10 protein-coding genes are annotated in these 13768 nt (G+C 70.9%); 4 read left to right on the forward strand and 6 right to left on the reverse strand.

Annotated features, from left to right (window positions below; translation table 11 throughout):
* Nucleotides 1-411: 411 nt before the first annotated feature.
* A complete protein-coding gene (locus tag BTH_RS04615; protein WP_011401065.1) occupies nucleotides 412-2214 on the forward strand; it encodes a phospholipase D-like domain-containing protein in 1803 nt (600 codons plus the stop codon).
* Between the two features lie 423 nt (nucleotides 2215-2637).
* Here the strand turns inward: BTH_RS04615 and BTH_RS04620 are convergent, their stop codons facing one another.
* The 4 genes from BTH_RS04620 to BTH_RS04635 all read right to left on the reverse strand — a co-directional run bounded on the left by BTH_RS04620 (nucleotide 2638) and on the right by BTH_RS04635 (nucleotide 6257).
* The gene (locus tag BTH_RS04620; RefSeq protein ID WP_009896229.1) at nucleotides 2638-3336 is read right to left on the reverse strand and encodes a TetR/AcrR family transcriptional regulator; all 699 of its coding nucleotides are present in this window, start codon (nucleotides 3334-3336) and stop codon (nucleotides 2638-2640) included.
* 52 nt (nucleotides 3337-3388) lie between these two features.
* On the reverse strand, nucleotides 3389-4681 hold the full coding sequence (locus BTH_RS04625) for an NAD(P)/FAD-dependent oxidoreductase (protein ID WP_009896230.1): 1293 nt from the start codon (nucleotides 4679-4681) through the stop codon (nucleotides 3389-3391).
* Between the two features lie 262 nt (nucleotides 4682-4943).
* Nucleotides 4944-5288, reverse strand: coding sequence for a type II toxin-antitoxin system Phd/YefM family antitoxin (locus BTH_RS04630; RefSeq protein ID WP_009896232.1), 345 nt, complete (start codon nucleotides 5286-5288; stop codon nucleotides 4944-4946).
* A gap of 60 nt (nucleotides 5289-5348) precedes the next feature.
* Entirely contained in the window at nucleotides 5349-6257 is a 909-nt protein-coding gene (locus BTH_RS04635) for a LysR substrate-binding domain-containing protein (RefSeq protein ID WP_009907471.1), read from the reverse strand.
* A 176-nt stretch (nucleotides 6258-6433) separates the two neighbouring features.
* Between BTH_RS04635 and BTH_RS04640 the strand changes: the two genes are divergently transcribed.
* From BTH_RS04640 to BTH_RS04650, 3 genes are all read left to right on the forward strand, one after another.
* Nucleotides 6434-7453: a DUF1338 domain-containing protein gene (locus BTH_RS04640; RefSeq protein WP_009896236.1), complete on the forward strand. Its 1020-nt coding sequence runs from the start codon at nucleotides 6434-6436 to the stop codon at nucleotides 7451-7453.
* A gap of 55 nt (nucleotides 7454-7508) precedes the next feature.
* On the forward strand, nucleotides 7509-8729 hold the full coding sequence (locus tag BTH_RS04645; RefSeq protein ID WP_009896238.1) for a PLP-dependent aminotransferase family protein: 1221 nt from the start codon (nucleotides 7509-7511) through the stop codon (nucleotides 8727-8729).
* Nucleotides 8730-8866: 137 nt separating this feature from the next.
* Nucleotides 8867-10378, forward strand: coding sequence for an L-piperidine-6-carboxylate dehydrogenase (locus BTH_RS04650; protein WP_009896240.1), 1512 nt, complete (start codon nucleotides 8867-8869; stop codon nucleotides 10376-10378).
* A gap of 31 nt (nucleotides 10379-10409) precedes the next feature.
* On the opposite strand, the gene BTH_RS04655 is transcribed toward BTH_RS04650, so the two are convergent.
* Nucleotides 10410-11507: an FAD:protein FMN transferase gene (locus BTH_RS04655; protein ID WP_009896242.1), complete on the reverse strand. Its 1098-nt coding sequence runs from the start codon at nucleotides 11505-11507 to the stop codon at nucleotides 10410-10412.
* On the reverse strand, nucleotides 11488-13758 hold the full coding sequence (locus tag BTH_RS04660; protein ID WP_009896244.1) for a PepSY domain-containing protein: 2271 nt from the start codon (nucleotides 13756-13758) through the stop codon (nucleotides 11488-11490). Before BTH_RS04660 ends, BTH_RS04655 begins: the two co-directional genes overlap by 20 nt.
* Between the last annotated feature and the right edge of the window lie 10 nt (nucleotides 13759-13768).

Below are 13768 nucleotides of genomic sequence, written 5' to 3' on the forward strand. Positions count from 1 at the left end.
CGTTTGCGGATGAGCGCCGGTTTGTCGGAGAAGCGCCGCGCGTGCGTGATGTTCCGGCGTGCCGGGCATCGCAATTTCCCGCGACCGGCGGGGCCGGGCGAGGCGGCGTGGCGGGCTTCGCCGAAGGCCTGTTCGTCGCTCGCGGGCGGGCGACGGTTCGTCCGGCGAGCGCCCCGGCCGTGCCGCGCATATCGGGCTTCGTACGTCGCGCGCCGCGCTGTGCCGCCTCATGCCGATCATTCGTTTTCGCCTGGCGGTCGGTCACCGCACATTGCGCGCGGCACGCGTGCCGTTCGCCGCGCCGAAGCCCGCGCGACACGGAAACTTCATCAGAACGTCACACGCGCGGCAAGCGCGCGTTGAACACTCGTCGCTACGACTTTGGAAGGCGATGAGCCGAGGAGGGCGGCGATGTCCGTCAGCGTGCGCAGCTATCTTTCCCCGACGTTGGTCCTGCTGGCCTTCGATTGGCCCGACGCGCAGCGGCGCGACGACTTTCTCGGCTTCGCGATCAAGCGCACGCCCGGCTTCTGGTCGGCGGACGGCAAGACCCGCGCCGCGACGAGCTGGCTGCCGAATCGGCTGACCTTCGACGGCCCGGCGGCCCACACGCAAGGCGATGCGCCGACCGATCAGGCGCCGATCCAGAAATTCATGTGGTGGGACGCGCGGATCGATCCGCCCGATCGAGGGCGGGCGTTTCGCTACGACGTCTATCCGGTGGTCGGCACGCCCGCGTCGCTGCGGGTGCTCGAAGCCGACGCGGGCGGATGCACGGTCACGCTGCCCGCGCACGTCGAGGGCGGCGTCGGCACGTGGTTCAACCGCGCGGTGGTGAGCTCGCAGGCGTTCGCGAAGCAGGTCCGCGCGCTGCGTCTCGCCGATGGCGCCGCGCCGTCACCCGACGCGGCGCGGCGTTTGCGCACGTGGCTCGCGAACGATCTGGAGGAGACTTTCGGGCTGATGCTCGGCGCCGACGCGCGGCGCGCGGTGTCGGCCGTCTATCACCTGACCGATCCGCTATGGGCGATTCCCGCGTTCGACGCGTTCGGCCGCGCGCACGGCGCGGATGCGCTCGCGATCGTCTACGACGCGCACGAGACGAAGCGCGGCTCGGGCGAGCCGCCGCTGCCGTCGCCGAACCAGGCGGCCGTCGAGCAGTTGACGGGCGTCGCGACGCTCGCGCCGCGCGACAAGACGCGGATCATGCACGACAAGTTCATCGTCGCGGGCGACGAGGCCGGGCCCGCGCGCGTGCTGACCGGCTCGGCGAACTTCACGACGGAGGGCATCACCGAGCAGGCGAACGTGCTGCACACGTTCGAATCGGCGGCGCTCGCCGGGCTGTACAACGCCTGTGCGCGCGCGCTCGCGTCGAACCCGTGCGTCGCCGAGACCGCGCGTCTCGCGCCCGGCTGGTCGGAGCCGGTCGAGGTCGGCACGGCGCGCGTGCGCGTGTCGTTCTCGCCGGAGCCGCGCGGCGCGCGCACGCAGATCGATACGATCGTCGACGCGATTCGCGGCGCGCGGCACTCGGTCGTGTTCTGCCTGTTCATGCCGACCGACGCGGCGTTGCGCGACGCATGCTTCGCGGCGGGCGACCGCGGGCTGATGATGTTCGGGCTCGTCAACGCGATCAGCGCACGCGGCGCGCAGCAGGCGGATGCGGACCGGCGCGACGGCAAGACGCTCGACGCCGCGCGTCTCGCGAACCTCGAGCTGTATCATCGCAGCCGATCGAACCGGGACGTGATCGACGCCGCCTATTTTTCGCCCGCGACGGTGCCCGCCGGCTTCGAGGCGGAGCTGCGGCTCTTTCCGGGCGAGGCGCCGCCGCCGTATCCGCCCGTCGTCGTTCACCACAAGTTCATCGTGATCGACGCGGAAGGCGCGAATCCGATCGTCTACAGCGGCTCGGCGAACATGAGCGCGAACTCCGAGCACTACAACGACGAGAACCTGCTCGAGATTCGTGATGCGCGCGTAGCGGGGATCTATCTCGCGGAATTCCTGCGGCTTTACGAGCACTATCGTGCGCGCGCGCTCGCGATCGCTTCGCGTCGCGGCAACGGTTCGGGCGCGGGGGGCGCGGCGGGCCCGCACGGCGGCCTCGCGCTGCAGCCCGATTCGCGGTGGGCGAAAAAATATTTCGTCGATGCCAGCCCGGAGGAGAAGGCGCGGATCGCGCTCGCGGCGCCGGTGGCGGCGCGTTGACGAGCCGGGGCGCTTGCGTTGGTTCGCGCATGTGCATCGGCGTCGCGCGCGGTGCGTTTCAATGCTTTTCAACGCGTTTCAATGCGGTTCACGTGCGAGCGCGCTGCGTCGGCGTTGGTCGTCGCGCTTTGGCGTGGGCCAAGCGGCGCCGGACGCGGACCGTTCGCCCGTTCGTCGCGTACCGATTCCATGGGTTCCGCGATGTGCGGCCGCGGGCGGCCGTGCGATTTCGGTCGGGAGTGGGCCGCGCCGGACGCGTCCGACGAGGCGATACCGGTAGGCGGCCCGATTCGCGGCTGCGACCGATTCGCGGCTGCGGTCGGTGAACGGCCGCGTGACGATCGCCTTGCTCGGCGACGCGCGGGAGAAAGCAGGCGATCAGCGGGGGATCAGCAGGCGACCAGCGGGCCGACCAGCAGGCGATCAGCGCGCGACGTAGCGCAGCACGGCATCGGCGATCATCGCGCGATGCCGCGCACGCAGCCGCGGCGACGACGGATCGCGGCCGAACGCGGTGCCGAACGTATAGCGGTTCGCGACGCGATGAAAGCAGAACGAACTGATGAGCAGATGCAGATCGAACGGGTCGACGTCGTCGCGGAACACGCCGCTTTCGACGCCGCGCGCGAGCAGTTCTTCGAGCGTCTTGATGATGCTGACGTTGCGGTTCTTGAACGACTTGAGTTGCTCGATGTATTTCGCGCCGTGGATGTTCTCGATCGTCACGAGCCGCACGAAATCGCGATGCTTGTCGTGATAGTCGAATGTGAATTCGACGAGCCGGCGCAGCCCTTCGCGCGGCTCCAGCTCGCCGACGTGCAACTCGAGCTCGAGCGCGCGGATGTCGCCGTAGACCTTCTCCAGCACCGCTTCGTACAGCCCTTCCTTGCTGTCGAAGTAGTAATAGAGCATCCGCTTCGTCGTATTCGTGCGTTCGGCGATCGCGTCGACGCGCGCGCCCGACAGCCCCATCGCGGAGAACTCCTGCGTGGCGACGTCGAGGATGTTGCGCTTCGTCTGCTCGGGGTCGTATTTGCGGCGCGCCTCGTCTTGTTTCACTTCGGCGTCGGGCGCTGCGGCCTTGCTTCCTTGTTTCATTTTGGCGTGATCGGACGGCGGCATGGTCGGCGCATTCTAGCACGCACCCCAAGCGGCTTTCGCCCGATTCCACGCTCTAAAAGACGGGCTTGCCGGGGCGTGCGCGGCGCCGCGCGGCGAGCGCGTCGCGCGCCTCGTACGCGCTGTACGTAAGCTGCGCGGCGGCGAGCCCCGCGAGGCCGAAGGTGCGCACGAGGCCGAACCTGGCGAACTCGTCGGGCACGGGGCGCCCCTCGGCGAGCGCCGCCGCGAGCGCTTCGCCTGCCACCGTCGTCGGCGCCATGCCGTGGCCGCCGAAGCCGACCGCGTGCCAGACGCCGTCCGCGTCCCGGCCGATCAGCGGCATCTTGTGGCGCGCGTAGCTCATGAGCCCGCCCCACGCGAACTGCACGGCGACGTCGCGCAATTGCGGATAGACGCGCAGCAGATCGCGTCTGAGCAGCCGCGCGATCGCGTCCGGCCCGCGTTCGAGCACCGAGATGCGGCCGCCCCACAGAATCCGGGTGTCGGCGAGCGGCCGGTAATAGTCGAACGCGAAGCGGGTGTCATAGGCGGCCGATTCGCATGCGATCGCATCGGTGAGCCGCGCGCCGAGCGGCTCGGTTGCGATCACGTAGGTCGCGATCGGCAGCACCGCGCGCTCGATGCGCGGATACACGCCGCGCGCATAGCCGCCGCCCGCGAACACGACGCGGCGCGCGCGCACCGAGCCGCCGTCGGTCGCGACGACGAAGCCCGCGCCGTCGCGGCGAATCGCGCGCGCGGCCGAATGCTCGTGGATTCGCGCGCCGCTTCGCGCGACCGCGGCCGCGACGCCGAGCGCGTACTTCAGCGGATGGAAGTGGAACGCGTTGCGCTCGAAGAGGCCGCCGTGATAGCGGTCGGTCTTTAGCCGCGTGCGCAACTCGCGTTCGTCGAGCGGCTCCCAGTCGACGCCGAACGCTTCCTTCATCAGCTTGCGCGGCTCGCGAAGGCGAGCCGGGTCGTCGAACCAGTTCGCGAGGATCACGCCGCCGTCGACGAGATCGCAATCGATGCCGTAGCGCGCGGCGCGCACGCGAATCAGGTCCACCGCGTCGATCGTCAAGCGATAGAGCGCGCGGGCGGACGTGGGGCCGAGCGTGCGCAGCAGGTCCGCGTTGTCGAGGCTGTAGCCGCCGAACACGAAGCCGCCGTTGCGGCCCGACGCGCCGAAGCCGACCGTTTGCGCATCGAGCAGCGCAATGTCGCGCACGCCGCGCTCGACGAGCCCGAGCGCCGTCGACAGGCCCGCCAGGCCGCCGCCGACGATGCACACGTCGACGTCGATGCGTTCTGCGAGCGCGGGGTAGGGCGTGCGCGTTACCGTGGCTTCGTAATAGTTCTGCATGCGGTTGTCGTTCGGGCCGTTCGTGGCCGGTCGAGGGCGAATGTACTGACTATCGTATCGGTTGTCGTGCGCGTGATGAAGCAGCGTCTGCACGGATGGACGGGGGACGGAGCGTGTCGTGCAGGCTCCGGCGGAGCGCCGGATTCCGCTCCGCCGTCCGCGACGCGCGGGTCGCGCGCGGCGCGCCCATCAGGCGCCTTCCTTCATCGAAGCGCATGTCGTCGGCATATCGTTCGCGTGTCGGCCCTGTTTCGATCGACACTCAATCGATATCGGCGCGCGTTTCGGCGGGCGACGCATCGAAGCCGCGGGCATCGGCTGCGGCGCCGTCTCCCGTCGGATGCTCCCCCGCAACCGCGGCGCCGCGGCCGATGCCGCCGATTCCGGCGCCGCCGCCACCGGGCAGCGGCGCCGCGCCGTTGCGCTCCGAGCGCTCGCGTTCGAGCCGGTGGTAATGATCGAGCCGCCTCGCGTCGATCAGCGCGACGTACGCCGCGCCGTTCTTCGTGATGATTTTCTCGCCGCCGTCCCGCGCGTCGTCCGCCAGCTCGGAAAAGCGGGCGCGCGCGATGGAAAGCGGCACGATGTCGCCGATGCGAATGGTCATGGTCGGTCTCGCATGGCCGGCCTGCCGCCGGCCGATGAACGGATGAACTGGATGGTCGCGTCAGCTTATCGGCCGCGCGGGCGCGATGGAACCCAGCCATTCGGCCAACGCGACGAACGGTTCGCTGTCGGCGGCGGCGTCCGGCGCGACGAGGTAGTAGCCGGCGTCGCTTCGCAGCCGCAAATCGAGCGGCGCGCAAAGGCGCCCCGACGCCAGTTCGTCGGCGACGAGCAGCGCCGGCATTAGCGCGACGCCCATGCCCGCGTGCGCGGCCGCCGTCAGCATCGTGAACAGTTCGTAGCGCGGCCCGCGCACCGCGCGCAGATCGTTGTCGAGGCCGTGCGCGCGAAACCAGTCGCGCCACGCGTCCGCGCGCGTCGACAGGTGCAGCAGCGGCAAATCGAGCAGCGCGTCGCGCGTGATCCGCCGCCCGTTCGTGCCAAGCAGCGCCGGACTGCAGACGGGCAGCATGTCGCCTTCGAGGAACAGCAGCCGGCCTTGCGTGCCGGGCCACAGCGCGTGGCCGAAGTAGATCGCGGCGTCGAACGTCGAATCGCTGAACAGGAACGGCTCGGTGCGCACCGACAGGTTCACCGTGATGTCGGGCCGCAGCGCGCGGAATTGGGGCAGGCGCGGAATCAGCCATTGGCTCGCGAACGTCGGCACGACCGCGAGCTCGAGCGTCGCGCCGATTCCGCGCTGCGCCATCAGCTCGAGCGTGTCGCGCTCGATGCGCTCGAGGTTGCGCCGCACGAGCGCCGCGTAGTGGCGGCCGTGCGGCGTCAGCACGACCCGCTTCCTGATTCGCAGGAACAAGGCGACGCCGAGCCGCTCCTCGAGCGACGTGATCTGGCGGCTGACCGCGCTTTGCGTGAGCGCGAGCTCGTCGGCCGCGCGGGTGAAGCTCTCGTGGCGGGCCGCCGCTTCGAACACCTGCAGCGCCGCGAGGTTCGGAATGCCTTTTCGCATCGATGGTCGAGCGATCGGAAAATCGCGAGTTGGTGAGTTTTTGGAATGAACTGGTGAGTTTATATCAATTGCCGGATGAATTTCGCCCATCGAAAATCCATTCCGATCCCGTCTGCGCGCGCTCCGATGCGCGGCGCGCGCGCCGCCGGAACGACGAAAACCCACGGAAGAACCCGATGAACCCGAATCTCGCCGCCTTGCTCGCCACCGTTTCCGATCAGCCGACCATCGACGAGTTGATGCGGCTCATGCATGTTCCGGCATGCTTCGAGCGCTGCGAGCCGGGCGTCGTCACGCGCGCCGAGCTTGCGCAGGCGCTAAATATGGCGCTGTTCGCGGATCTGCTCGAACGGGTGCCGACGGGCCGCGCGTACACGCGCGACGTCGCGCGCGACGGCGGGCGCGTGACGTTCGATCACGGCGCGCTGCGCACCGTGCGCTGGCCGTCGTGCGGCGCGCTGCCGCCCGGCGAGGCGGCGTTCACACGCATCCTTCGGCCGCTCGGCTATCGGCTGAACGGCACCTATCCGCTCGAACGCCTCAGGATGACGGGCCGCTCGTACGCGCATCTCGACGCGCCGGACCAGATCGCGCAGTTCTTCGTGAGCGAGCTTCATCCGGAGCGCTTCAGCGCCGCGTTCCAGGCGGCCGTGACGAACGTGCTCGGCACGTCGGCCGATCCGTTGACGCCGCAGGCCGCCGCGACGCTCGCCGAACTCGAGCGCGACGCGTCGTTGCCGCTTGCGGACGCGCGCGCGCTGATGCCCGTGCTCGTGCGTTGCTTCGATCGACAACACGCGAGCCCGGCGCTCGCCGACTACGAAACGCTGCTGGCCGAATCGGCGGAGATGGCGTGGATCGCGACCGAGGGCAACGCGTTCAACCACGCGACCGACCGCGTGCCCGACGTCGACGCGCTCGCCGCCGCGCAACGCGCGCTCGGGCGGCCGATCAAGCCGGCCGTCGAGGTGTCGCGCTCGGGCCGCGTGCGGCAGACCGCATTCCGCGCGGACCCGGTCGTGCGCGCGTTCGTCGACGCGTCGGGCGCGCTCGTCGAGCGCGAGGTGCCGGGTTCGTTCTACGAATTCATCACGCGCGACGCGGTGGCCGACGCCGAAACCGGCCGCCGCGCGCTCGACCTGAGCTTCGACGCGGGCAACGCAACCGGCATCTTCAAGATGACGGCCGCTGCCTGATCGGCCCGGCGTTCGACCCTCCCTTTCGCCCGACTTCTTCCGCACCGGAGCCGCCATGACGCTCGCCGCCGCCGCTGTCGACTATCCGTTCGCCGCGCCGTTCGCCGATCCGCAGGGCTCGCCGATCCGCGAGCTGTTCAAGCACGTCGGCAAGCCGGGGATGATCTCGTTCGCGGGCGGCTATCCGTGCGCCGAGCTGTTCGACCGCGAAGGCATCGCGGCGGCGTTCGCCGACGCGGCCCGCGACGATCCGGCGGCCTGCCTGCAATACGGCGACACCGCGGGCCAGCCCGGCCTGCGCGCCGCGCTCGCCGACTGGATGGCGCGCACGCGCGGCGTCGCGTGCGACGCTTCGCACGTGCTCGTCACGACGGGCTCGCAGCAGGGCTTCGATCTGCTCGTGCGCGCGCTGATCGAGCCGGGCGACGTCGCGCTCGTCGAGGCGCCCGCGTATCCGGCCGCGCTGCAGGCGCTGCGGCTCGCGGGCGCGAAGCTCGTGCCGGTGCGCACGGACGCCGAAGGCGTCGATCCGGACGCGCTCGCCGCGCAACTCGCCGCGTGGCCCGCGGCCGAGCGCCGCCCGAAGCTGCTGTACACGGTGCCGACGTTCGCGAACCCGACGGGCGCGACGCTGCCGCCCGCGAGCCGCGCGCGGCTCGCGGCGATCGCGGCTGATGCGCGGTTCGTGCTCGTCGAGGACGATCCATACGCGGACCTGCGTTTTTCCGGCGAGCCGGTGCGGCCCGTGCTCGCGCACGACGGCGCATCGGACTGGACCGTCTATCTCGGCAGCCTGTCGAAGATCGTCGCGCCGGGCCTGCGGATCGGCTGGGCGGTCGCGCCCGCCGCGATCCTGCGCCGGATGACGGTCGCGAAGCAGACGAGCGATTTGTGCACCGCACCGATCGCGCAGGAAGCGATCCGCCGCTATCTGGAGAGCGGCCGGCTTGCCGCGCATCTGCGCACGATCGCGCAGACTTACGGCAGCCGCTGCCGCGCGCTCGTGAGCGCGCTTGCGCAATTCGTGCCGGACGAAGTCGAGTGGCGCGAGCCGTCGGGCGGCATGTTCGTGTGGGCGCGCCTGAGCGGCGGCCGCGACGCGTCGGAGGTGCTCAAGCGCGCGCTCGAGCACAACGTGATGTACGTGCCGGGCGCGGCGTTCTACGCGCGCGACGCGGACGCGAGCCGCCTGCGGCTGTCGTTCGCCGCGCCGGGCGAGGCGGAGATTTTCGAGGGCGTGCGCCGGCTGCGCGCGGCGCTCGCGGCACGCCGTTAGGGCTCGATGCCGGCGCGAGCGGGCGCTAGGCCGAATGGCCGGCGCGCTTGCATGCGGCGCGCGAACGCGGTCCAATCGATTCATTCGCGGCGGGGACGCCGCACCGATCAACCTGAATCTGTTCTGAAGAGGAAGCGATGCAATTCAACGACATTCTCGCCGCGCTCGACGTCGATCTGGCCCGCTGGCAAGGCAGTGCGCTGACCGCCCGGTCGCCCGTGGACGGCGCGACGCTCGCGACGCTCGCCGCCGACAGCCCGGCCGACACCGAACGCAAGATCGACGCCGCGCATCAGGCGTTCCTCAAGTGGCGCACGGTGCCCGCGCCCGTGCGCGGCGAGCTCGTGCGCGTGTTCGGCAACGTGCTGCGCGAGCACAAGGCGGCGCTCGGCCGGCTCGTCACGCTCGAGGCGGGCAAGATCGCATCCGAAGGCCTGGGCGAAGTGCAGGAGATGATCGACATTTGCGATTTCGCGGTCGGCCTGTCGCGGCAGCTCTATGGCCTGACGATCGCGTCCGAGCGTCCCGGCCACCGGATGATGGAGACCTGGCATCCGCTCGGCGTGTGCGGCGTGATCTCCGCGTTCAACTTTCCGGTCGCGGTGTGGTCGTGGAACGCGGCGCTCGCGTTCGTGTGCGGCGATCCGGTCGTCTGGAAGCCGTCCGAGAAGACTCCGCTCACCGCGATCGCATGCCACGCGCTGTTCGCGAAGGCGGTGCGCGAGTTCGACAAGACCCATCCGGGCGTCGTGCCCAACGGGCTGCATCAACTCGTGCTCGGCGGCCGCGACGTCGGCGAGGCGCTTTGCGCTTCGCCGAAGGTGCCGCTCGTGTCCGCGACGGGCAGCGTGCGGATGGGCGTCGAGGTCGCGCAGGTGCTGAGCCGGCGGCTCGCGCGCAGCATTCTCGAGCTCGGCGGCAACAACGGGATGATCGTCGCGCCGAGCGCGGATCTCGATCTCGTCGTGCGCGCCGTGACGTTCGCCGCGGTCGGCACCGCGGGCCAGCGCTGCACGACGCTGCGCCGGCTGATCGTGCATCGCAGCGTCGCCGATCGACTGCTGCCGCGCCTCGAGAAGGCGTTCGCATCGGTGAAGGTCGGCGATCCGCTTGAAGCGGGCACGCTCGTCGGCCCGCTGATCGATCGCGCGTCGTTCGACGCGATGCAAAAGGCGCTCGGCGATGCGCGCGAGCAGGGCGGCGAGGTGAAGGGCGGCGAGCGCGTCGAGCTCGGCCATGCGGATGCGTACTACGTGCGTCCGGCGCTCGTGCGGATGCCGAGGCAGACGGCCGTCGTCACGCGCGAGACGTTCGCGCCGATTCTGTACGTGCTCGTCTACGACGACTTCGACGACGCGCTCGCGATCCACAACGGCGTGCCGCAAGGGCTGTCGTCGGCGATCTTCACGAACGACATGCGCGAGGCCGAGCAATTCATGTCGGCGGCGGGCAGCGATTGCGGGATCGTCAACGTGAACATCGGCACGAGCGGCGCGGAGATCGGCGGCGCGTTCGGCGGCGAGAAGGAAACGGGCGGCGGCCGCGAGTCCGGTTCCGACGCGTGGAAGAGCTACATGCGCCGCGCGACGAACACGATCAACTACAGCCGCGAATTGCCGCTCGCGCAGGGTGTGAAGTTCGACGTGTAGGCGGCGCGCGCCGATCGCGGCGCGCGCACGGTCAGCCGGCGGGCCGCGCGTTCGCGAAAAAGCCGCAGCCGATCGTGCGCATCGCATCGCCGTCGCGCACGACGAACAGCGCGTCGAGCCCGAGGCGCTCGGCGTGCGCGCGTCCCGCCTGCTCGCCGAGCACCATCAGCGCGGTTGCGTACGCGTCCGCGTCGGTGCAGTCTTGCGCGACGACCGTGACCGAGGCGATGCCGCCGTGCAGCGGCGCGCCGGCGCGCGGATCGATCGTGTGCGAGATGCGCTTGCCGCCGATGTCGGCCCAATGCCGGTAATCGCCGGACGTCGCCACGGCCGCGTCGACGAGATCGATCGCGCCCATCGCGCCGCGCCGGTCGTAGTCGGGCGCTTCGAGCGCGATCGCCCAAGGCGAGCCGTCCGGTTTGCATCCGCGTGCGCGCAGCTCGCCGTCGATGCCGACGAGCCACGCCGTGATGCCGTGGCGATCGAGCACGCGCGCGAGCTCGTCTACGCCGAAGCCTTTCGCGATTCCGCACAGGTCGAATGCGACGTCCGCAAACCGTCGTGCGCGGCCGCGCGCGACGTCGACTTCGAGCAGTTCGTCGATCGGGCGGCACGGCGACGGCAAAGCGCCGCGCATGTTCGATGCGCGGCCTACGTCGGTCGTGCGCCCGGTCGTGCGCCCGATCATGCTCGGCATGCGCGTGGCGTCGGCCGGGCGCGCTGCGTGTCGATTCTCTGCGCATCCGCTCGCCGCTCGTTCGTTCGCCGCCGCTCCCGGCCCGAATCCCCACGCGTCGACGAGCGCGCCGACGCCGATGTTGAACGCGTTGCCCGTCTCGCGACCGATTTCCAGCGCGCGCACGAGCACTGCCGCGAGGTTGGCCGAGGTCGGCGTCCAGCTTCCGGGCGTCGCGCGATTGAGCCGCGACAGATCGGAGTCGGCCTTCCAGTTCGACATCTGCGCGTCGACCGCGCGCACCGCCGCGTCGAGCTCTGCCGCGATCGCCTTCGCGTCGGCCGTCGGCGGCGCGTAGAACTGCACGCCGTACCGCGTGCCCATCGTCGCGCCGCTTGCGCGGCAGCGATTCAGCCGCGCGCCGGGCGACCATTCAATAGACGTCTTCGACATAACGCCCCTGCGTTTTCAATTGCGCGACCGACAAGCCGGAGTCCGCGAGGATGCGCTCCCACGCGCGCGTGACGCCGTCGGCCATCGCGCGGCCGCCGCACACCATGATCTGCGCGCCGTGCGCGACGAGATCGCGCAGGTTGCGCGCGTCGGCGACGAGCCGGTCCTGCACGTACGCCCGGCGTTCCGCGCGCGAGAACGCCGTGGTCAGCGCGCGCAGCCGGCGGTCGCGGACGAGGCCGTCGAGCTCGTCGCGATACGGGAAGCCGTCGTTCGGGTTGCGCGCGCCGAAGTACAGATGCATCGGGCGGCGCGCGGCGTTGTGCCGGATGAAGCCGATCAGCGGACCGATGCCGGTGCCCGCGCCGATCAGGATCACGGGTGCGTCGCCCGCGTGCGGGCGGAAGCGTGCATGGGAGCGAATGAACGCTTCGATCGTGTCGCCCGGGCGCAGGCCGGTCAGATAGCTCGAGCACGCGCCGTTCGGATGGCGGCGCACGCAGATCTCGACGACGCCGTCCGACGAGGCGCTCGCGAGCGAGTAGTGGCGCGGCGACGTTTCGCCCGGAGGCGCGACGCCGAGCAGATCGCCCGTCTCGAACGGCGGCAGCCGCCGCCGGGAGAACGCGGCCCATCGCGCAAGCAGGCGGGCGGCATGCCCCGCTCGTCCGGCGCGTGCGTGCCGCTCGGCGGGCGCGAAGCGCAACACCGACATCACGGTTTGCGGGTCGGCGCCGTGGTCTTCGCGTTCGACGAGCGTGAGCGGGATCGTGCGCGGCAGCGCCGGCGTGTAGCGGATGTCGAGCGCGAGCCCGAGCGCTTCGCCGAGCCGTGCGCACCATGCGCGGAATTCGTGCTCCGACTGCCTGTCGACGGTGCCGAGATCAAGCAACGGCGTGAGGCCCTTCGCGACGAGCGCATCGTGGACGCTACGTGCGTAGCCGCAGAACCGCGGAAACTGACGGTCGCCGAAACCGAGCACGGCGAAGGACGTGTGTTGCGCCGCCGACAGCCTCGCGAGCCTCGGCAGGAATTGCTGCGCGTTGCCCGGCGCGTCGCCGTCGCCGTAAGTCGCGGTCAGCACGAGCACCCGCCGCGCCGCGCGGTAGCTGCGCGCGGCGTCGTTCATGGGCGCGACGTGCACGCGTGCGCCCGCCCGCGCGAGCGCCGCTTGCAGGGCCAGCGCGAAGCCCCACGTGCTGTTGCCTTCGCTGCCGACGAGCAGCACGGTGTCCGCGTCGCGCGCCGGCGCGTTGCCGGTGAGCTTCGGCTGCGCGCGCCGCCGGCGCGCCCACAGCATCACGCCCGTCACCGCGAGCAGCGGTGTCGCGAGCGACGACGCGCCCAGCACGAGCCCGAGCCACCACAACCCTTCGCCCGTGTGCAGCATCTTCACGAGCGCGTGCAGGCGCTGCCAGCCGTCGGCGGGCTGGTAGGCGAGCGACGCGCCCGTCGACGGATCGACGTAGCCGGTGCCGTCGGTCGTCTTCAATTCGATGACGCCGCGAGGCTCGTCCGGCGTGGGGAACGTCAGTTGGCGCAGCGTCGACAGATCGGTTGCACGCAGCGCCGCCATTTGCGCGACGGGCATCGTCGTCTTCGCGGGGCCGGCGGCGATGTCCGAGCCCGCGTCGAACGCGCTCGCCGACGCGGCGCCGCGCTCGGGAATCACGCCGAACGTCGACAGCGACAGCACGAGCCCCGTGAGCGCCGACAGCACGAGCCCCGCGAGTGCGACGCGCGCGGTCTCGTTGTGCAGCCGCTGCAATCCGTCGCCGCGAATCCGGCCGGCCAGGCGTCGCCAGCCGCCCATCCGGCGCGCGAGCAGCGCGAGCCCGGACAGCGCGATGAACAGCATCGCGGCGGCGGTCGCGCCCGTGGCGATCCGTCCCGTGTCGCCGAGAAAGAGCTTGCGATGCAGATTCATCAGCCAGCGCACGACGGGCGACGGCCGATAATCGGCGCCCGGCGCGCCCGTCGACGGATCGACGATCGACGCGCGCTGCCCGTCGGCGGTCGCGTAGTACGCGACGATCTCGCCGGACGGCCGGCGCACGAGCTTTTCGACGCCGGGCACGTGCGCGCTGACGCGGCCGGCGAGCGTCGCGACGTCGAGCGGCGCGCGCGGCATGCCGGCGACGGCCGCGCGCTCGAGCGCGGGCTGGATCGACAGCGCCGCGCCTGTCAGCGTGACGACGATCAGCAGGGCGGCGGCGATCAGGCCGGGAATCGAATGAAGCTTGCGCAGCATGGGGGGCCTC

Source organism: Burkholderia thailandensis E264, from assembly GCF_000012365.1.
GTDB lineage: Bacteria > Pseudomonadota > Gammaproteobacteria > Burkholderiales > Burkholderiaceae > Burkholderia > Burkholderia thailandensis.